Raw genomic sequence first — 18,981 nt, 5'->3', positions numbered from 1 at the left:
AATGCCTTGATATCACTGTGAATTCAGGCCAATTGGGAAATTGTTCTGCATACATGGGGATCAGGGTTATGTTTGAGTCACTTGGTTTTGAAAATGTCACGCCGCAGCAGGCCTCCGTTCTACTGGCGGTGCTGGTCGGGTTGCTTTTCGGGGTATTCGGTCAGATTACCAGGTTCTGCTTTCGTCGCTCGCTGGTCGGGGAAGATCGCGTTTCAGCGGCGGGGGTATGGCTGACGGCATTGGCGTTTGCCGTGGCGGGAACCCAGGCATCCATTGCCGCGGGGTGGATCACATTTGACGATCATCGCTTTATGTCGGCTGAGTTGCCATATCTTGCGATTGCTGTCGGCGGACTGCTGTTCGGCGCGGGCATGATCCTGACACGCGGGTGCGTTTCACGGCTGACTGTTCTGGCCGGGACCGGAAATCTTCGCGCGCTGTTGGTACTTGTGGTATTCGCTGTGGTTGCCCACGCAACAATCAAGGGGGTATTTGCACCGTTTCGCGTCGCATTGGGGGCTGTGACGGCTGATTTGGGCAGCGCCATCAGCCTGGCGAACTGGCCGGGTGGCAGCTGGTTCTGGACGGCGGTTATCGTTCTGGCGGCATTGGGCTATGCAGCACGGTCAGGCAACCGGGCCGGGACGCTGGTCATGGCGGCGATCATCGGGCTGCTGGTCCCGCTGGCCTGGGTCGGGACCGGATTTATCCTGTTCGACGAATTTGACCCCATTGCGATGGAAAGCCTTTCCTTTACCGCTCCTTCTTCCGACGCGCTGTTCTGGGTCATCGCCAACAGCGCCATCCCGGCCGGCTTTGGTGTCGGTTTGCTGGGCGGCGTGCTTGCCGGTGCCGCTTTGGCAAGCCTGACCTTCGGGGGGTTCGCTTGGCAAAGCTTTGAGACGCCAGCGCAGACCGGTCGGTATCTGGCCGGGGCTGCGTTGATGGGTGTAGGCGGTGTTTTGGCCGGCGGCTGCACGTTGGGGGCGGGGCTGTCGGGTGTGCCCACCCTGTCAGTGGCGGCGATTTACGCGATCTTCATGATTGCTGTCGGTGGGTTGGCAATGCAGGCGGCGTTGAAGGTTGCGCCTGCACAGCGCCCGGCCCACGGCTGACGTTTCATTGGATCCTGTGCCGTAGCCGGCGCAGCAGCCACCACACCAAGCCAACCGCCACCGGCACCGCAAGGGCAGTCAATGTGCCCTTGCTGATCCCTGTCTGCTCGGCCAGCGGGTAGAGCATGTAGGATGCCAGCGATACGGCGTAATAGCTGATCGCGACCACGGACAGCCCTTCGACCGTGTGTTGCAACCGCAGTTGCAGGTCGGAGCGTTTGTCCATGCTGGCCAGAATGGCCTGATTTTGGGCCGAACGTTCTACGTCTACTCGGGTCCGCAGCAATTCGGCGGCACGGATCGCGCGTGCTGACATGGTCTGCAACCGGGTTTCGGAAGATTTGACGGTGCGCATCGCGGGCTCATACCGACGCATCATGAATTCATCAAACCCCTGCCGCGATCTGAAACGGGATTCGCGCAACGCCGCGATTCTTTGCGCGACAATCGCCTGATATGCCTCTGTCGCGCCAAGCCTGTAAGAGACTTCCGCAGACAGTGTTTCAAGTTGCACCGAGACATCCAACAGCTTGTGCAGCGTGTCTTCGGCCATTGCCCCGGTCTCACGCATCGTCGCCATCAGGTCGGTCAACTTACTGTCGAGCGCATTGAGCTGCCCCCCGAAATCGCGCACTTGCGCGAAACCCAGCATCGACATCGACTTGTAGGTTTCGATCTCGCAGAGGCGCTGGACGATACGCCCTAGCCGCCTGCTGCCGGTCCCTTCGGAGGCGAAGATGGCCATGCGCATGTGACCAGATGAATCGATGCGGAAATCGCTGGCCACGACAGCGGCCTCATCAAGCACAGACGCCACGGCCAGGCTTTCGGGAACAAACCAATCGCTGAGCGCGTCCGAGATTTCGGTATCCTGCTCGGGTCGTTTCACAAGGCGCAGCAGAATAGAGGTGATACGTTCCGCGTTCAGGTTGCTGCGCCAGCTTTCGGGGAAAACATCAAATTCCGCGGGGTCGAAGGGCCGCGTGCCGGCTTGATCCAAAAACACCGTATAGGTGACAAATTCTGTGTGCTGTTCCCACTTTAACGCATATTTACCCATCGGCCCGTAGTAGTGAGTAGCGTTATCCGCAGGCAGCGGCGCACCATAATGCTTGAGAAGCGCACATAGGTGATCCAGATCTTGTGACCGATCGCGAGACGCGGCATCGCCGGGCTGTCGTATCGCCAGATAAGCCCCCACATGTGGTACGGTGAGCGATGGAAACGGGCGCGCGTGCAATTCGCTGTTAAGTGTGTAGCGCAAAGGATGGTCTTTGATCGTGGCCATTCGATTACCTTGTGTAGTCGTGCAACATATTTTCCGAACAATACAAAGCGCTTTGAATAAAGGATAGCCTAATATTTATGATTATCAATAAGTTACGGTGTACCGCGGAATACCTTAACATGTTGCATGACGCGGCGGTGAAGATTTTGCAACCGCCTTCGCCCTGATCCACCGTCGGATCCGCGACATGTAGTGGAATTTACAAAGGTTGGCCATCGCTGACCCTGTGCCGTAAATGCAGGCCAAATTTGCCTTAGGCCAAACGGCGGAGATCGAACGCAAAAGGGCGGCACCCGATAGCACCGCCCCTTTTTATCATTGTCGACCTGATACCGAAAAATCAGTCGATCATCGGCAACAGTTTGTCCAGACTTGCCTTGGCATCGCCATAGAACATCCGCGTGTTGTCCTTGAAGAACAGCGGGTTCTCGATACCGGAATAGCCGGTGCCCTGCCCGCGCTTGGACACGATGACGTTCTTTGCCTTCCAGCATTCCAGCACCGGCATACCGGCGATGGGGCTGTTGGGATCATCCTGTGCGGCAGGGTTCACGATGTCATTGGACCCGATCACGATGGCAACATCGGTCTTCGGGAAGTCGTCGTTGATCTCGTCCATCTCCATCACGATGTCATAAGGCACCTTGGCCTCGGCCAGCAGCACGTTCATGTGGCCCGGCAAACGACCCGCAACCGGGTGAATGGCGAAGCGCACATTCTTGCCTTGGGCACGCAGCTTCTTGACCAGTTCGCTTACCGCTTGTTGTGCCTGAGCCACCGCCATGCCGTAACCGGGGATGATGATGACGCTGTCGGCTTCGTTCAACAAGGTGGCCACACCGTCAACCTCGATCGCGACCTGTTCGCCCTCGACCTCCATCTGCGGACCGGATGTGCCGCCGAAGCCGCCCAGGATCACGCTGATGAACGAACGGTTCATCGCCTTACACATGATATAGGACAGGATCGCACCGGACGAGCCGACCAGCGCGCCAACGACGATCAGCAGATCGTTGCCAAGGCTGAAACCAATCGCCGCCGCGGCCCAGCCGGAGTAGCTGTTCAGCATCGACACAACCACGGGCATATCCGCGCCTCCGATGCCCATGATCAAGTGGTAGCCGATGAACAGCGCCGCCAAGGTCATGATGAACAGCGGCAGGAAGCCACCTGTGTTGAAGTACCAGATCAGACACAGCAACGACACGGCTGCTGCACTGGCATTCAGGATGTGCCCCCCCGGCAGTTTCGTTGCCGCTGTGTTCACCCGCCCTGCCAGCTTGCCATAGGCGATAACCGAACCGGTAAAGGTGATGGCACCGATGAAGATGCCCAAGAACAGCTCGACGCGCAGGATATTCTGCTCGACGATATCCTTATGCGCCAGCAATTCGGCAAAACCATGCAGGTTCGCCCGCGCGGCTTCGTCCATGGCAAGTACGTTACCAAGCTCGAAATGAGCGTTATAGCCGACGAACACCGCCGCCAGACCGACAAGACTGTGCATCGCCGCAACCAGTTCGGGCATCTGCGTCATCTGCACTTTTGTCGCCAGTTGATAGCCGATGGCGCCGCCACCCGCGATCAGGATCAGCGACAGTAGCCAGAACCCGGCCCCCGGCCCGATCAATGTCGCAACCACGGCCAAGGCCATGCCCACGATTCCGTACCATACAGCGCGCTTGGCGCTTTCTTGACCCGACAGCCCGCCAAGGCTGAGGATGAAGAGGATGGCGGCGACTACGTAAGCCGCTGTTGTAAAACCAAAATCCATTTACCTGAACCCTTTACGATTTTTGGAACATGGCAAGCATGCGCCGTGTCACGAGGAAGCCACCAAAGATGTTGATCCCGCACATAAAGACCGACAGCGCGGCCAGAATAATCACCAGGAACGACCCGGACCCGATCTGCATGACCGCCCCCAGAATGATGATCGACGAAATCGCATTGGTCACAGCCATCAGCGGCGTGTGCAGGCTGTGCGCCACACCCCAGATGACCTGGAAGCCGATAAACACGGACAGCACGAACACGATAAAGTGCTGCATAAAGCTGGCCGGCGCGACCAGTCCAACCGCCAGCAGCAACGCGCCGCCGATGGCCAGCAGGCCGACCTGATTACGGGTTTGCGTCTTGAACGCGGCCACTTCGTTGGCGCGTTTCTCTTCCGGCGTCAGTTCCTTGGGCTTGTCCTTCTTCGGAGCCGCCGCGATCGCGGCCACTTTCGGTGGCGGCGGCGGGAAGGTGACTTCCTTGTCATGGGTGATGGTCGCCCCGCGGATCACGTCGTCTTCCATGTTGTGGTTGATCACACCGTCTTTTGCGGGCGTCAGATCGGTCAACAAATGCCGGATGTTAGTCGCATAAAGCGTCGAGGCTTGCGTTGCCATCCGGCTGGGAAAATCAGTATAGCCGATGATGGTCACGCCATTCTCGGTCACGATTTTCTCGTCCATCTTGGTCAGCTTGCAGTTGCCGCCCTTTTCCGCCGCCAGATCGACGATCACCGAACCGGGCTTCATCGCGGCGACCATATCTTCGGTCCACAGCTCAGGCGCTTCGCGGTTGGGGATCAACGCAGTGGTGATGACGATGTCGACCTCGGGGGCAAGCTCGCGGAACTTGGCCAGCTGTGCCTCGCGGAATTCAGGCGAGGAAACAGAGGCATAGCCACCGGAGGCGGAGCCGTCCTGCTGCTCTTCCTCGAAATCGAGGTATACGAATTCCGCGCCCATTGATTCGACCTGCTCTGCCACCTCGGGGCGCACGTCAAAGGCTAGCGTGATCGCGCCAAGGGACGTCGAGGTCCCGATCGCGGCCAGACCGGCAACACCGGCACCGACAACCAGAACCTTCGCCGGAGGCACCTTGCCCGCCGCGGTGATCTGACCGGTAAAGAAGCGGCCAAAGTTGTTGCCTGCCTCGATCACCGCACGGTAGCCCGCGATGTTAGCCATGGACGACAGCGCGTCCATCTTTTGCGCGCGGCTGATCCGGGGGATCATCTCCATCGCAACGACGGTGGCCCCTTTGTCAGCGGCCACTTTCATCTTTGCTTCGTCCGCGACAGGGCTGAAGAACGAAATCAGCGTCTGGCCTTCGCGCAACAGACCCATTTCGGTTGTGTCCGGCACACGCACTTTAGCGACCACATCCGCGGCCTCCCACAGCGCGGCGGCGGTGGTAACCACTTCAACGCCGGCGCTGGTGTATTTTTCGTCTGAAAAACCAGCGGCGTCGCCCGCACCGGTCTCGATCATACATGTATGACCCAGTTTTTGCAGCTGAAGCGCTGACTCAGGGGTCATCGCAACGCGATTTTCCCCGGCAAAAGTTTCTTTTGGTGTCCCGATCTTCAATCCAGAGTCCCCCGTTTATGCTTCGACGCCGAACCCGGCGCAATAATATTACTCAGAGCGATATCGCTTGGGTTCCTATAGTACAAGATGCCCAAGGGATTAGAACCGCTAATCGGGCATTCAATAGCGCTAACATCACAGTTTCTTTTCATAATCCCCGTCTGCTCATCCCACCGGGCCTTGCGCCTGTGAAAACTTCCGCCCAGCATGGTACCGACCAAGGCCAAATTGAGGGAAAAACCATGGACCTAAACGGAAAACACGCGCTTATCACCGGCGGGGGTACGGGCATTGGGCTCGCCATCGCGCGCGATCTCGCAGCCCAGGGGGCCCTTGTCACCATAACCGGGCGTCGCCAAGAGGTGCTGGACAGCGTCGCAGGCGAAAACATCACCGGTATGGCAATGGATGTGCGCGACGAAGATGACGTTGTCGCCAAAATCGCGAGCGCCGTGGCGGAGCGGGGGCCGGTCCAGATCTGTATCCCCAACGCCGGCATCGCCGAGGGCAAGGCCGTCCACAAGACCGACATGGCGTTTTGGCGCAATATGATGGCTACCAATCTGGACGGTGCGTTTCTCACCATCCGGGAATCGTTGAAATCCATGCGCGACACCGACTGGGGCCGCGTGGTCGCGATTTCTTCCATGGCCGGTCTCAGAGGGTTGCCAGGCGCTGCCGCGTATTCCGCCTCCAAACACGGAATGATCGGCCTGATACGGTCGCTCGCCGAAGACTACATGGGCCAACCCTATACGTTCAACGCCATTTGCCCCGGATATGTCGATACGCCGATCGTGACGCGCAACACCGCATCGATCTCAGAGCGGGCCGGCATTACCGAAGAAAAAGCGCGTGCGATCATGGTAAATTCCAATCCGCACAAGCGCCTGATCGAGGTGTCCGAAGTCTCCGCCGCCGCCCGCTGGCTGATCGGCCCAGGATCACAAAGCATTAACGGCCAGTGCATCCAGGTGACCGGCGGACACATGTAAGCCAGCCTTTACACCGATGATAATAAGTTATTAACCATAGTGCGGCTACGGTCGCCCTATGGACATAGACCTGCACTCCCCGCGACATGATGCCGACACACCTGTGATCTTTCGAACCTGCCGCAGGGACGATGCCCTTGGGGCACGACAATCCGGCATCACCGTTGATACGCCCCGGCACCTGACGGTGTACGCCCCCCTCAACCCGGACGGCCCGCAAGGCGGCGGGGTCAAAATGCCACCTTGTGCGGGTGACGGCCGCTCAGGCTGATTTCAAAATTCGCTGGCGTTTCCCTTCCGCCCAGGCCCGGGCTGCCGCGCCGAACCTTTCGAACAATGGACGCGATACCGGGTCATTTTTGGCATCCCATTCAGGATGCCATTGCACAGCCAAGGTGAATCCGGGTGCATCCTTGATATAGATCGCTTCGGGCGTGCCGTCTTCAGCAAACCCATCAATAATCACGCGCGGGCCGGCGACCTTGATCCCCTGCCCGTGCAGCGTATTGGTACGCACCTTAGGCTTCCCCAGCACCTCATGAAAAACACCACCTTGGGTAAAGGTGACATCATGTCTTAGCTCGAACTTTTCCTCCATCGTACCATCAGGTGGCATGCGGTGATTCATCCGCCCCGGTAAATCGCGAATTTCCGGGTACAAAGTCCCGCCCATTGCAACGTTGACCTCCTGAAACCCACGGCACACGCCAAAAAACGGCTGCCCTCGCTCGACACAGGCCCGCACCAACCCCAACGCCACAGCATCGCGCGCCCGATCAAAGGTGCCATGCGCGGCGGTTCCGCACTCGCCATACTCTTCAGGATGCACGTTGGGGCGCCCCCCGGTCAGCAGAAACCCGTCGCAGACCTCCAGCAGTTCCTCGACCGACACCAGCGACGGGTCACTCGGGATGATCAAGGGCAGGCAGCCGGACACCTCAGCGACTGCTATGGTGTTCATCGTGCCGGCTGCATGAACCTGATACTGATCATTCATTAGGCTGGTATTTCCAACGATACCAACAACAGGACGTGACATATGCAGCCTCAAGTTTTGCGTTTCAGCAAAGCCTACAACGTGTGCGACCCTACCTCAACACCCAACCGTGCCGTCTAGGCTTCACCGGTAAGGCCGGCCGCGGCGACCCCCGCCAACGCAGCCTCGGCATCGTTATCCGACGTGTCCCCGGTCACGCCAAGCGCCCCGATCACCACACCTTGCTCGTCACGCAGCAAAACCCCGCCGGGCACAGGGACAACGGCACCGCCATAAACACCGTTCACCGCCGCCATGAAATAAGCTTGCGCTTCGGCCCGCGCCATTTGCGCACGCCCTGCCATGCCCAGCATCACCGCACCATAAGCCTTGCCATGCGCGATACCGAACCGGCCGGGCGCCGCGCCGTCTTCGCGTTCAAAAGCCTGCACATGCCCGCCTGCATCCAAAACCACGACGGACAAGGGCTTCAGCCCCATTTCCCGACCTTTTTTCAACGTTTGCGCGATCATCACCCGCGCCTGTTCCAACGACACCATTAATCTAAACCTTCTTCATTTTGCGAAATAAACTCCGGGGAGCGCGAGGGGCTGGCCCCTCGCTCGCCGGTTTCTCAAGCCTGAGCCGCTTTCAGTTCGAGACGACGCGCATGCAACACAGGTTCAGTATACCCCGACGGCTGCTCTCGCCCTTTCAACACCAGATCGCACGCGGCCTGAAATGCGATGCCATCAAATCCAGGTGCCATGGGACGGTATAGCGGGTCCCCGGCATTCTGACGGTCGACCACAGCAGCCATTTTTCTCAATCCAGCCATGACCTGGACTTCAGAGATCACGCCATGGTGCAGCCAGTTCGCCAAAGCCTGTGCCGAAATCCGGCAGGTCGCACGGTCTTCCATCAGGCCCACATCGTGAATGTCAGGCACCTTTGAGCATCCGACACCCTGATCAACCCAGCGGACAACGTAACCCAGAATTCCTTGGGCGTTGTTTTCGATCTCCTGGGTGATTTCAGCGTCCGACAGGTTGCGCCCCTCTAACACAGGGATGTCCAACAGCGTGTCAAGGGTGGCTCTGGCACCACCGGCCTTGATCTCTTCCTGCCGCGCCAGGACGTCCACCTGATGATAATGCGTCGCGTGCAGCGTCGCCGCCGTGGGCGACGGGACCCATGCGCAGTTGGCTCCGGCCTTCGGGTGGCCGATCTTGGCCTCCAGCATCGCTTCCATCATGTCGGGCATTGCCCACATGCCTTTGCCGATCTGCGCCTTTCCCTGCAACCCGCACGCCAGACCGATATCGACGTTGCGATCCTCATAGGCACCGATCCACGCGGCGTTCTTCATCTCGCCTTTCGGGACCATCGGCCCCGCCTCCATCGACGTGTGGATCTCGTCACCCGTGCGATCAAGAAAACCGGTGTTGATAAATGCCACCCGCGACTTGGCTGCGCGGATACATTCCGCCAGATTTGCCGACGTGCGACGTTCTTCGTCCATAATTCCCAATTTTACGGTATGCGCCGGCAGGCCCAGAGTCTTCTCTACGTGGTCAAATATCTCATCGGCAAAAGCAACTTCCGCCGGGCCATGCATCTTGGGTTTCACGACATACATCGACCCCACCACCGAATTACGGATCCCGTCTGTCTTTTTCAAGTCGTGCATGGCGATGAGCGTTGTGATCATCGCGTCCATCAGCCCTTCGCCTATTTCTGCTCCGTCGCGGTCCAGAATGGCCGGGTTTGTCATAAGGTGGCCGACATTGCGGATCAACATCAGCGACCGCCCCTTCAGCGTAACCCCTGCTCCATTCGCGCCGGTATATTCCTGGTCAGAGTTCATCTTGCGGGTTACGGTCTGGCCACCCTTTTCGAAGGTTTCTGACAAATCACCCTTCATCAGCCCCAGCCAATTACCATAGGCCACAACCTTGTCTTCCGCATCGACGGCCGCGACGCTGTCTTCGCAGTCCATGATGGTAGACATGGCGGATTCAAGCACCACATCCGATACATTCGCCGGATCTGTCTTGCCGATGGCATGCTTTGCATCCACATGAATTTCGATATGTAGCCCGTTGTGTTTCAACAAGATAACGTCGGGATTATCTTCCGAACCGCGATAGCCGACGAACTGGTCGGGCGACTTCAAGTCAGGCACCAAAGCGCCTTGCTTCACGCTATACCCCTCGACGTCGGCATGGCTGCCCGACGCCAACGGAACGGCCTCATCAAGAAACGCCTTGGCCCGCGCTACGACGCGCGCACCACGCTGTGGATCATAGGCTTTGCCCTGCGGCAGATCGCCCAAGGCATCGGTACCGTAAAACGCATCATACAAGCTCCCCCACCGCGCATTGGCAGCGTTCAGCGCAAAACGAGCATTTGTGATCGGCACAACCAGTTGCGGCCCTGGTACCGTGGCAATCTCGGGATCCACGTTCTTTGTATCGATCGAAAACTTGGGGCCTTCCGGCACCAGATAACCGATTTCGCGCAAAAAAGCGGTATAGTCATCGGCATCGTGCTGCTTGCCAGCGCGATCTTTGTGCCACGCATCGATCTTGGCCTGCATATCCTCGCGAATACGCAGCAAGTCGCGGTTCCTTGGCCCCATTGTATGGACCAGATCGGAAAAACCAGCCCAGAATGCTGCCGGATCAACGCCCGTCCCTGGCAGAGCCTGTTCTTCTATAAAGGTAACAAGTTCGTCTGCGACCTGAAGGCCATTCTTATCCGTTCTGTTGGTCATCTAAAGCATCCTTGCTGCGCTGGCACGTAATCAACTTACGCTTAGTGGGTAAGCCGAGAATGAGCAAGCTATTTTGGTAAAGTAATATTACCAAATAGCCGCTTCACAGGTGTCTAAATATCCCCGATCAATGATTTACGTGCGGGTTGCATAAAAAAAGCAGGCTCCCGATTAAGAGAGCCTGCCTGGAAAAATATAACTTGATTAGATATTTCTTGGAAAAAAGTTGTTTAAAATTTCTTGTTGTTCTCATTTGCGCCGGGAGTGACAGTGTCATCAGGCGCAATAGGAGTTTCTGGTCGCGATGCTGGCGGATAGGCTTCGGAAGTCCCCGATGTATCCTGAATGGCAGATGACCCGATATCTGCCTCGCGACCGTTACCCCACATGAAAAGTATAACAACCAAAATCGCCAGAACCGCAAAAAGCATTGCGCCCTTTATGCCCAAAAGCGAGGGTTTATGCTCTTTTTCCTGCTTATGTGTGTTTGTGTCGGGTGCCGACATAAGCTTTCTCCTTTTTTAGATGGGCACGCCTTGTTCCGACGGCTCACCTTGCGTGGCTGCTATTGGAGGGTTAACTTGAGCACTGGACATCTGGTTCCACAATAAAGGAAAAAAATATGAGTGAAGCAGCACCGCAAACGATATACTTGGCCGACTACACGCCCTACGGCTTTACTATCGACAGTGTAGACCTTCACTTTGACCTGAAACCGCACCAGACGCGCGTCAAAAGCCGCATCGCGTTTCGCCCCAATCCGCAAGCAATTGACCGCACTTTCTTTCTGCATGGTGAAAATCTGACCCTGATCGGGGCCACCATCGACGGTGCGGTTGTTTCTCCCGACGTCACCCCGCAAGGGCTGACTTGCGATGTGCCCGACGCACCTTTCGTCTGGGAAGCGGAGGTCGAGATCGACCCCAAAGGCAATACCGCACTGGAAGGGCTTTACATGTCCAACGGCATGTATTGCACGCAGTGTGAGGCCGAAGGCTTTCGCAAGATCACCTATTACCCCGATCGCCCCGATGTCATGGCCGTGTTTACCGTCACGATCAATGGCTCTCATCCAGTTTTGCTGTCGAATGGCAATCCCACCTCGGTCGAAAGCAACCAAGCCATCTGGCACGACCCGTGGCCCAAGCCTTCCTATCTGTTCGCGCTGGTTGCTGGTGACCTCGTTGCCCATTCTGACAGCTTTACCACCATGTCCGGACGCAAGGTCGCGCTGAATCTCTATGTCCGTCCCGGCGATGAAGGCAAGTGTGCGTTCGGCATGGAGGCGCTCAAGCGCAGTATGAAATGGGACGAGGACGAGTACGGGCGCGAATACGACCTTGATCTGTTCAACATCGTCGCCGTGGATGACTTCAACATGGGTGCGATGGAAAACAAGGGGCTGAACATCTTCAACTCCTCCGCCGTTCTTGCCAGCCCTGAAACCAGCACCGACATGAACTTTGAACGGATCGAGGCGATTATTGCGCACGAATACTTTCACAACTGGACAGGGAACCGGATCACCTGCCGCGACTGGTTTCAACTATGCCTGAAAGAAGGTCTGACGGTGTTTCGCGACAGTCAGTTCACGTCTGACATGCGGTCAGCACCGGTAAAACGTATCAGCGATGTCATCGACCTGCGCGCCCGGCAATTTGCCGAGGATCAAGGCCCGCTGGCCCACCCGGTGCGGCCCGAAAGCTTTCAGGAAATCAATAACTTCTACACCGCAACTGTCTATGAAAAAGGTGCCGAGGTCATTGGCATGCTCAAGCTGTTGGTTGGCGACAAGGCCTATTCGGACGCGCTTGATCTCTATTTTGACCGCCACGACGGTCAAGCCTGCACGATAGAAGATTGGCTGCGGGTGTTCGAAGATACCACAGGTCGCGATCTGACGCAGTTCAAACGCTGGTACAGTCAAGCGGGCACGCCACATCTGTCGGTGACAGAAGATTGGCAGCATGGCACGCTGACCTTGAAGTTCAGGCAGCACACTCCCGCCAGCGCCGCTACTCCCGCGCCTCAACCCCAGGTTCTGCCCATCGCGGTGGGCCTGATCGGCCAAGACGGCGACGAGGTCGAGGAAACCAGAATACTTGAGATGACAGAAGCCGAACAGAGCTTTGTTTTCGACGATCTGGGTACCCGGCCCATAGCTTCTGTTCTTCGCGGCTTCTCCGCACCGGTGGTGCTGAAACAGCAACTATCCGACGCTGACCGCGCGCATCTGTTGGCCTATGACACCGACCCGTTTAACCGGTGGGAACAAGGACGCATGCTGGCGTTCGGGTCGCTGTTGGCGATGATCCGCGAGGGCACGTCGCCCAACCCCGACTGGTTGGCCGGTGTCCGATCCGTGATCAGCGACGAAAGCCTTGATCCTGCATTCCGCGCCTTGGTGCTCGGCTTGCCGTCGCAGTCTGATCTGGCACGTGAATTGGCCGACGCTGGCGACACGCCCGACCCCGACATCATCTATGCCGCCGTCGAAGCGACCCGCAGCGCAATGGCGAAATCCTACGAAGACCTTGTTCCAACGCTTTACCGTCGGCACACGGTGAATGCAGGCTATGAACCCGATGCGGAGCAGTCGGGCAAGAGGTCCCTTGCCAATGCGGCCTTGTCGTTGCTGACCCGCAATGACGACGCAAAGGCCGCGCAGAAACAATATGACAACGCTGACAATATGACCCAGCAACTTAGCGCTCTGGCCAACCTCATACGTGCGGGTCGGGGTAGCAAGGCTGTGCAGGGGTTTGAAAACCAATGGAAGAACGACCGTCTGGTGATGGACAAATGGTTTGGCCTGCAAGTGATGGAAGCCGATCCGGAAGACGCCCACGAGGTGGTGCAGACATTGACCAAGCACCCCGACTTCAATTGGAAGAACCCAAACCGGTTCCGCGCGGTTTTCGGCAGTTTTGCGGCACATCATGCAGGGTTTCATCACGCCAGTGGCGTCGGTTATCAACTGCTGGCGGATTGGCTGATCAAGCTTGATCCACTGAACCCGCAGACGACCGCGCGGATGTGCGCGGCTTTTCAGACATGGCGGCGTTACGATGCTGATCGTCAGGCGCTGATGAAGGCAGAAATCGATCGTATTCTTGCGCAGCCGGATCTGTCGCGCGACACTACAGAAATGTTAACCCGTATACAGAGAGCCTGACCTATGCGACCTATCCTCCTTATCACCGGCGCTTCGGCAGGTATTGGTGCCGCGTGCGCCAAACTGGCTGCAGCCGACTATGACCTTGCGCTGAATTACCGCTCGGACAAGGCCGGGGCCGAAGCTGTCGCGCGCGAGGCCGAAACCAAGGGCGCGCGTACATTGATCTGCCAAGGCGATGTCGCCGTCCCCGATGACGTCGCCCGGATATTTGCCAAAGTTGATCACCATTTCAAAAGGCTCGACGCGCTGATCAACAATGCAGGTATCGTTGACGCCGTCGCGACCGTCGCGGACATGGATCACGCCCGGCTGAAACGCATGTTCGACGTCAACGTCATCGGCGCGATGATGGTGGCGCAGGCGGCGGCGGCACGGATGACCAGGCAAGGCAGCGGGAGCATCGTCAACATGGGGTCGATTGCGGCGCGGCTGGGGTCAGCCAATGAATTTGTCGATTACGCGGCCTCCAAAGCGGCGATTGACGCTTTTACCAAGGGGCTTGCAAATGAAATTGCCGCAACCGGCGTTCGGGTCAACGCCATCCGCCCCGGCCTGATTGACACTGAAATCCACGCCAAGGCCGGTGTGCCGGATCGGGCGCAAAAACTGTCGAAAAACATTCCGATGCAACGGGTCGGTTCGGCCGAAGAGGTCGCGAAGGCGACGCTCTTTCTGTTGTCCGATGCCGCCAGCTATATCACCGGCACCACCTTGGACGTCAGCGGCGGGCGTTAGTGACCGACGAATTTCGTTACTCGCGCCAAGGACGCAACCCCGGCACGATGATCGTTGTGGCAGCAATCTGGGCGGTGCTGATCGGGACGTATTTCTGGCTCGATGCTGCGCCGCTGTTGCTTGGGGTGCTGGCGCTGTTCACCGTGCCCGCGCTGTGGGATCAGATCAAGGCACCGACCGCGGGCCTGACGCTGACACCCACGACGCTGGGCTGGCACAGCGGTATCCGGACGGCGCGGGTGGCGGTTACTGAGATCAGCCGGGTGCGGCTGGATACACGACTGGATTTTTCTGTTCGCGCAACCGTGGTATTGCGATCCGGTCGTCAGCTTCGCATTCCATACGAAGCGACACCGCCCCATCAAGCGCTTGAAGCGCAGTTGAACGCGAACGACATCAAAACCGAACGGCATCATTTCAGCCTCAGACAGTGATTGCCTGGGGGTCTTTGCGCCTTGCCAGCCAGCGCCGGAAACCCTAGGGCCGTGCCTTGGGTCGTGTTGCATCCAGAGGCTTGCAGTAAGATTGCCGCTTTAGCCAACGTGACATGTCCATACGTTTTGCAGGGCTGCGCATCGGTCCCCAGTCGGCTGCGACGCCGCGCCCGCCCTTGCCATAGATCACGCCATCCCGGGGAACCGTGGTCGCCATGATGCGCACCGCACAGCTCAGGTTCGCGGATCCGTTTTGCAAATCTTCGCCCGTTCCCGCGTTACACTTGTACCCCCGTGCCGTCGCGGGCAGAATTTGCAGCAATCCGTACCACAACCCACCGCCGCCGACAGCGCGTGCTTTATAGGTGCTTTCGTGTTTGGCCAACGCTGACAGAAATCCGACCCAGAACGCGCGGCGATCTGCTTCGCTGGCCGTCGGATAAGCCGGACACCAATCCGTGATGTCGGCAGGTACGATATCGACCAGGGGCTTGCCATGGGTTTTGAGAGCGGACAAGGCCGTGCGTGTCCACATTGCGTTTCCCCGCCGGTGTTGCCACCGGGTCCGGGGCAAATTTGGTGACCGCGCAGGAGGCGATACAACCTGAATCGAGGGTGGCAATGCCAGCGATATAGCTGGTACCGGGGGGATCTTGGGTGCCCCCGGTGGCACCAGATCAGGCACCATCGGCGCAGCAAGGGTCCGCCCTGTCGGGGGCCTGACGCCATCCATGCCAAGCGTGGGCGGCAACGGGCCGGCCTGCTCGGCCACCCCCTGGGTTGCTGCGATCAATCCACTTACAACCATCGCGATTCTGGCCGTGCGCGAAACGGCGCTGCCCCAGTCTGTTAAATCCATAACGATCATTTCACCCTGGTTGGCCAACAACAAAACGGCATCTTGATCGCCACAGTTGCTCTTTATTGAACAATACGACTGATTTTGGCCTCAAACGCTCTGCCCCGAGCTAAAATTATCCTACACCCACCGCAGCAGCGCCATCTTGGTGCCCAAATGGCGGGCCAGTTTGACAGCAGATGGCGAGTTACTGATTAACTGGACAAACAATGCTGCAAATCAAAAAGCTTTTCAAACGCAAAGATTCCCCGACGACTGTGCACGACGCAACCCCGCCGCCGCCGTCAATATTGGCGCTCGCCGAAAAGATCGCCAAGACAAAACGCCAGAACCGCATAACCCGTGGCGCAGTCCCGTCACACCTGCATGCCAGCCTGCGCATCGAATGCCCCGACCCCACAGCCGAAGAAAAGCTGCGCGATGACAATCAGCAATTGGGCCAGCGTCTTGTACGGCAAGAGAACTGGCAGGGTCTGACACGCGCCATCGAAAACGCGGACGCCGCCAATACATTGACGCCGGGGTTCATGTCTGTGGCCGAACTCATCGCCTTTGGTGTCCGGGCCGATGTCGTGCTTGCGGCGGAACACGTGATCTCGGAAATTGAAACAGGTGTCGCCAAGGAACTGTTGAACGGTATCGAAGATTTTGAGCACGTTCTTGCCGAAAACCCTGACAATCATGTCATCGCCTGCATCGTCGCCCAAACCCACATCGACATCGGCTGGGCTTGGCGCGGCACAGCTTGCGACGATGAAATTCCCCTGCGCAACCTCGAAGCCTTCAACGCTCATTTCGAGCGCGCGTATGACATCATCGCCCCTTTCATAGACCGTTTCCCGACCAGCCCTCTGGTCGTCGCGACCCATTGTGCGCAGGTTACCGGAGCCGGTGGCAAGACGCACAAGATCGCAGACCAGTACGAACGGCTGATTGATCTCAACCAACATAATCCGCGCCCCATGCGGGCCATGGGCAGTCATCTTTTGCCGCGTTGGTTCGGCAGTTATGATCAGCTCGAACTCGAAGCCCGCCGCACTGCGGCCCGTACCGAACACATCTGGGGGGCGGGTGGATATACATGGGTCCAGTTCGACGCCATCTCGAACGACGATGTGGCGTGTGCCAATCTTGACCTGCCATTCTTTATCGATGGTCTGCGTGATATCCTGACACGCTGCCCGACCCCGCACACGGCAAACCTGTTGGCTGCATACTGCGCGAATACCATGGGTCAGGGTGTATCGGAAAACGAACAGGCCGATCACATTCGTCGCCAGATTGCTGATTGCACCGAATGGATCGTCCGAGAACATATCACCGAATTACATCCGATGATATGGGCCCATGCGGCACATGGATTTGATAACAATCTGCACATCCGGTCACCGCAAAAATTCGCCGCGTCGGGGCGCGATGATGCGCTGCGGATCATGGCGAACCTGTTCAAATCCGAAATCGCCGCCGGAAACAGCATTGTCTTTACCCCAGAAGGCCCCCGCGCCATCGCGACGTGAGACCCGGCCCCGGCCTTTGTCTTCGGGCAACGACGACACCTGCTAGGCCCGCGCGCGCCGCCCCTGCCGCTGTACCAGATTGGCACCCGGATGCCGGTCTGCCCCCTCTTGCAGCACCTCGCCCCCTGTCTTATGACCAAGGCGTTACATTCCAGACGCCAAAGGTGCCCCGATGCTTGACCTGACCTATGATACCCCGAAAGTGCGCACCATTGCCGGTGCCAAACATGACTGGGAACTGGTCATCGGTATGGAAGTCCATGCGCAGGTTCTGTCGAACGCCAAGCTTTTCTCAGCCGCGTCGACCAAGTTCGGTGCCGAACCCAACAGCAACGTGTCCTTTGTCGACGCGGCCATGCCCGGCATGTTGCCGACGATAAACGAATTTTGTGTTGAACAAGCCGTGCGCACCGGGCTGGGTCTCAAGGCCGAGATCAACCTTGAAAGCGCGTTTGACCGCAAGAATTACTTTTATCCGGATTTGCCGCAAGGCTATCAGATTTCGCAGCTTTATCACCCAATTGTCGGCGAAGGCGAAGTGTTGGTCGAACTGGGCGACGGTACGGCACGGCTGGTGCGTGTTGAACGTATCCACCTTGAACAGGACGCGGGCAAATCGATCCACGATATGGACCCGAACATGTCTTTCGTGGATCTTAACCGCACCGGCGTCGCCCTGATGGAGATCGTGAGCCGCCCCGACATCCGCGGCCCCGAAGAGGCCGCTGCTTACCTAACGAAACTGCGCCAGATTCTGCGCTATCTGGGCACCTGCAACGGGGACATGCAGTCCGGTGCCATGCGCGCCGATGTGAACGTGTCGATCTGTCTGCCCGGCCAGTACGAAAAATATCAAGCCACCCAGGATTTCAGCCATCTGGGGACCCGCTGCGAGATCAAGAACATGAACTCGATGCGGTTCATCCAGCAAGCGATCGAAGTTGAGGCCAAACGCCAGATTGCAATTGTCGAAAGCGGAGGAGAGGTCGTGCAGGAAACCCGGCTGTTCGACCCGGACAAGCAGGAAACCCGGTCGATGCGGTCCAAGGAAGAGGCGCACGACTACCGCTATTTTCCGGACCCCGATCTGCTGCCGCTGGTTATTGAACAGGCGTGGGTCGACCAGATAGAAGCCACCCTGCCCGAACTGCCCGATGCCAAGAAAGCGCGCTTTATCAAGGACTTCGGCCTGAGCGATTATGACGCCTCGGTGCTGACCTCGGATCTCGACAGCGCAGGGTATTTTGAAGCAACCGCGCAGGGTCGTGATGGCAAGATGGCGGCGAACTGGGTCATCAACGAACTGTTTGGCCGCCTCAAGAAAGACGAGAAAGCCATCACCGACAGCCCCGTGACCCCGGCGCAACTGGGCGGGGTGATTGACCTGATCGCCTCGGATGCGATCTCGGGCAAGATCGCCAAGGACCTGTTTGAGATCGTCTATACCGAAGGTGGTGATCCTGCCGTGATCGTTGAAGAACGCGGGATGAAGCAGGTCACAGACACCAGCGCGATCGAGGCCGCCGTGGACGAGATCATCGCCGCGAACCCCGATCAGGTCGCAAAAGCGCGCGAGAATCCAAAACTGGCGGGCTGGTTCGTCGGGCAGACCATGAAAGCCACTGGCGGCAAGGCGAATCCCAAGGCCGTTAACGAAATCGTCGCGAAAAAGCTGAACAGCTGACCTGTTGGGGCGGGACGCTGCACGCGCCCGACCCGTTTTTCCTACGCAGCCCCTCTGGTAAA

The 18,981-nt window shown here is 58.1% G+C and carries 15 protein-coding genes; 7 read left to right on the top strand and 8 right to left on the bottom strand.

Going from position 1 to position 18,981, the window contains the following annotated elements:
• The first annotated feature begins 68 nt into the window (after positions 1-68).
• A complete protein-coding gene (locus tag AC13DE_RS17725) occupies positions 69-1,115 on the top strand; it encodes a YeeE/YedE thiosulfate transporter family protein (protein ID WP_483048585.1) in 1,047 nt (348 codons plus the stop codon).
• Positions 1,116-1,119: 4 nt separating this feature from the next.
• Here the strand turns inward: AC13DE_RS17725 and AC13DE_RS17720 are convergent, their stop codons facing one another.
• The 3 genes from AC13DE_RS17720 to AC13DE_RS17710 form a co-directional block, all read right to left on the bottom strand.
• Entirely contained in the window at positions 1,120-2,403 is a 1,284-nt protein-coding gene (locus AC13DE_RS17720; RefSeq protein WP_446295587.1) for a DUF3422 family protein, read from the bottom strand.
• Between the two features lie 340 nt (positions 2,404-2,743).
• Positions 2,744-4,177, bottom strand: a complete 1,434-nt coding sequence (locus AC13DE_RS17715; RefSeq protein ID WP_446295588.1) for an NAD(P)(+) transhydrogenase (Re/Si-specific) subunit beta — start codon at positions 4,175-4,177, stop codon at positions 2,744-2,746.
• 13 nt (positions 4,178-4,190) lie between these two features.
• Complete coding sequence (locus tag AC13DE_RS17710; RefSeq protein ID WP_483048584.1) at positions 4,191-5,765, bottom strand: Re/Si-specific NAD(P)(+) transhydrogenase subunit alpha; 1,575 nt, start codon at positions 5,763-5,765, stop codon at positions 4,191-4,193.
• Positions 5,766-6,007: 242 nt separating this feature from the next.
• Here AC13DE_RS17710 and AC13DE_RS17705 point away from each other — a divergent pair, with 242 nt between their 5' ends.
• Positions 6,008-6,760, top strand: a complete 753-nt coding sequence (locus tag AC13DE_RS17705; RefSeq protein WP_446314038.1) for an SDR family NAD(P)-dependent oxidoreductase — start codon at positions 6,008-6,010, stop codon at positions 6,758-6,760.
• Positions 6,761-7,022: 262 nt separating this feature from the next.
• Here the strand turns inward: AC13DE_RS17705 and AC13DE_RS17700 are convergent, their stop codons facing one another.
• The 4 genes from AC13DE_RS17700 to AC13DE_RS17685 all read right to left on the bottom strand — a co-directional run bounded on the left by AC13DE_RS17700 (position 7,023) and on the right by AC13DE_RS17685 (position 11,018).
• Positions 7,023-7,799, bottom strand: a complete 777-nt coding sequence (locus AC13DE_RS17700; protein WP_483048583.1) for a gamma-glutamyl-gamma-aminobutyrate hydrolase family protein — start codon at positions 7,797-7,799, stop codon at positions 7,023-7,025.
• A 74-nt stretch (positions 7,800-7,873) separates the two neighbouring features.
• Positions 7,874-8,296, bottom strand: coding sequence for a GlcG/HbpS family heme-binding protein (locus AC13DE_RS17695; protein ID WP_446295592.1), 423 nt, complete (start codon positions 8,294-8,296; stop codon positions 7,874-7,876).
• Positions 8,297-8,370: 74 nt separating this feature from the next.
• Complete coding sequence (locus AC13DE_RS17690; RefSeq protein ID WP_483048582.1) at positions 8,371-10,512, bottom strand: malate synthase G; 2,142 nt, start codon at positions 10,510-10,512, stop codon at positions 8,371-8,373.
• A 230-nt stretch (positions 10,513-10,742) separates the two neighbouring features.
• Entirely contained in the window at positions 10,743-11,018 is a 276-nt protein-coding gene (locus AC13DE_RS17685) for a hypothetical protein (RefSeq protein ID WP_413842146.1), read from the bottom strand.
• 116 nt (positions 11,019-11,134) lie between these two features.
• Between AC13DE_RS17685 and pepN the strand changes: the two genes are divergently transcribed.
• From pepN to AC13DE_RS17670, 3 genes are read left to right on the top strand one after another with little or no spacing between them, the layout of a single operon-like run.
• On the top strand, positions 11,135-13,687 hold the full coding sequence (gene pepN / locus AC13DE_RS17680; protein WP_446314034.1) for an aminopeptidase N: 2,553 nt from the start codon (positions 11,135-11,137) through the stop codon (positions 13,685-13,687).
• Between the two features lie 3 nt (positions 13,688-13,690).
• The gene (locus AC13DE_RS17675) at positions 13,691-14,425 is read left to right on the top strand and encodes an SDR family oxidoreductase (RefSeq protein ID WP_483048581.1); all 735 of its coding nucleotides are present in this window, start codon (positions 13,691-13,693) and stop codon (positions 14,423-14,425) included.
• Complete coding sequence (locus AC13DE_RS17670) at positions 14,425-14,859, top strand: hypothetical protein (protein WP_483048580.1); 435 nt, start codon at positions 14,425-14,427, stop codon at positions 14,857-14,859. Before AC13DE_RS17675 ends, AC13DE_RS17670 begins: the two co-directional genes overlap by 1 nt.
• Positions 14,860-14,902: 43 nt before the next feature.
• Here the strand turns inward: AC13DE_RS17670 and AC13DE_RS17665 are convergent, their stop codons facing one another.
• Positions 14,903-15,718 carry a transglycosylase SLT domain-containing protein gene (locus tag AC13DE_RS17665; RefSeq protein ID WP_483048579.1) on the bottom strand — a complete coding sequence of 272 codons (816 nt, stop codon included), beginning with the start codon at positions 15,716-15,718 and terminating at the stop codon, positions 14,903-14,905.
• 209 nt (positions 15,719-15,927) lie between these two features.
• On the opposite strand from AC13DE_RS17665, the gene AC13DE_RS17660 reads away from it, so the two are divergent.
• Both AC13DE_RS17660 and gatB read left to right on the top strand, forming a co-directional pair.
• Positions 15,928-17,235: a hypothetical protein gene (locus tag AC13DE_RS17660; protein WP_483048578.1), complete on the top strand. Its 1,308-nt coding sequence runs from the start codon at positions 15,928-15,930 to the stop codon at positions 17,233-17,235.
• Between the two features lie 172 nt (positions 17,236-17,407).
• A complete protein-coding gene (gene gatB / locus AC13DE_RS17655; protein ID WP_483048577.1) occupies positions 17,408-18,919 on the top strand; it encodes an Asp-tRNA(Asn)/Glu-tRNA(Gln) amidotransferase subunit GatB in 1,512 nt (503 codons plus the stop codon).
• Positions 18,920-18,981 lie beyond the last annotated feature (62 nt).

The organism is Sulfitobacter sp. L-8 (assembly GCF_056859255.1).
Note: the sequence above shows the minus strand (reverse complement) of the source record. Positions and strands in the feature narration are given on the sequence as shown.

Excerpts from the sequence above, each read along its gene's own strand:
- AC13DE_RS17705 (WP_446314038.1), top strand. The coding sequence starts at position 6,008 with ATGGACCTAAACGGAAAACACGCGCTTATCACCGGCGGGGGTACGGGC.
- AC13DE_RS17660 (WP_483048578.1), top strand. The coding sequence starts at position 15,928 with ATGCTGCAAATCAAAAAGCTTTTCAAACGCAAAGATTCCCCGACGACT.
- AC13DE_RS17685 (WP_413842146.1), bottom strand. The coding sequence starts at position 11,018 with ATGTCGGCACCCGACACAAACACACATAAGCAGGAAAAAGAGCATAAA.
- AC13DE_RS17690 (WP_483048582.1), bottom strand. The coding sequence starts at position 10,512 with ATGACCAACAGAACGGATAAGAATGGCCTTCAGGTCGCAGACGAACTT.
- AC13DE_RS17700 (WP_483048583.1), bottom strand. The coding sequence starts at position 7,799 with ATGTCACGTCCTGTTGTTGGTATCGTTGGAAATACCAGCCTAATGAAT.
- gatB (WP_483048577.1), top strand. The coding sequence starts at position 17,408 with ATGCTTGACCTGACCTATGATACCCCGAAAGTGCGCACCATTGCCGGT.
- AC13DE_RS17725 (WP_483048585.1), top strand. The coding sequence starts at position 69 with ATGTTTGAGTCACTTGGTTTTGAAAATGTCACGCCGCAGCAGGCCTCC.
- pepN (WP_446314034.1), top strand. The coding sequence starts at position 11,135 with ATGAGTGAAGCAGCACCGCAAACGATATACTTGGCCGACTACACGCCC.
- AC13DE_RS17720 (WP_446295587.1), bottom strand. The coding sequence starts at position 2,403 with ATGGCCACGATCAAAGACCATCCTTTGCGCTACACACTTAACAGCGAA.
- AC13DE_RS17695 (WP_446295592.1), bottom strand. The coding sequence starts at position 8,296 with ATGGTGTCGTTGGAACAGGCGCGGGTGATGATCGCGCAAACGTTGAAA.
- AC13DE_RS17665 (WP_483048579.1), bottom strand. The coding sequence starts at position 15,718 with ATGGATTTAACAGACTGGGGCAGCGCCGTTTCGCGCACGGCCAGAATC.
- AC13DE_RS17715 (WP_446295588.1), bottom strand. The coding sequence starts at position 4,177 with ATGGATTTTGGTTTTACAACAGCGGCTTACGTAGTCGCCGCCATCCTC.
- AC13DE_RS17675 (WP_483048581.1), top strand. The coding sequence starts at position 13,691 with ATGCGACCTATCCTCCTTATCACCGGCGCTTCGGCAGGTATTGGTGCC.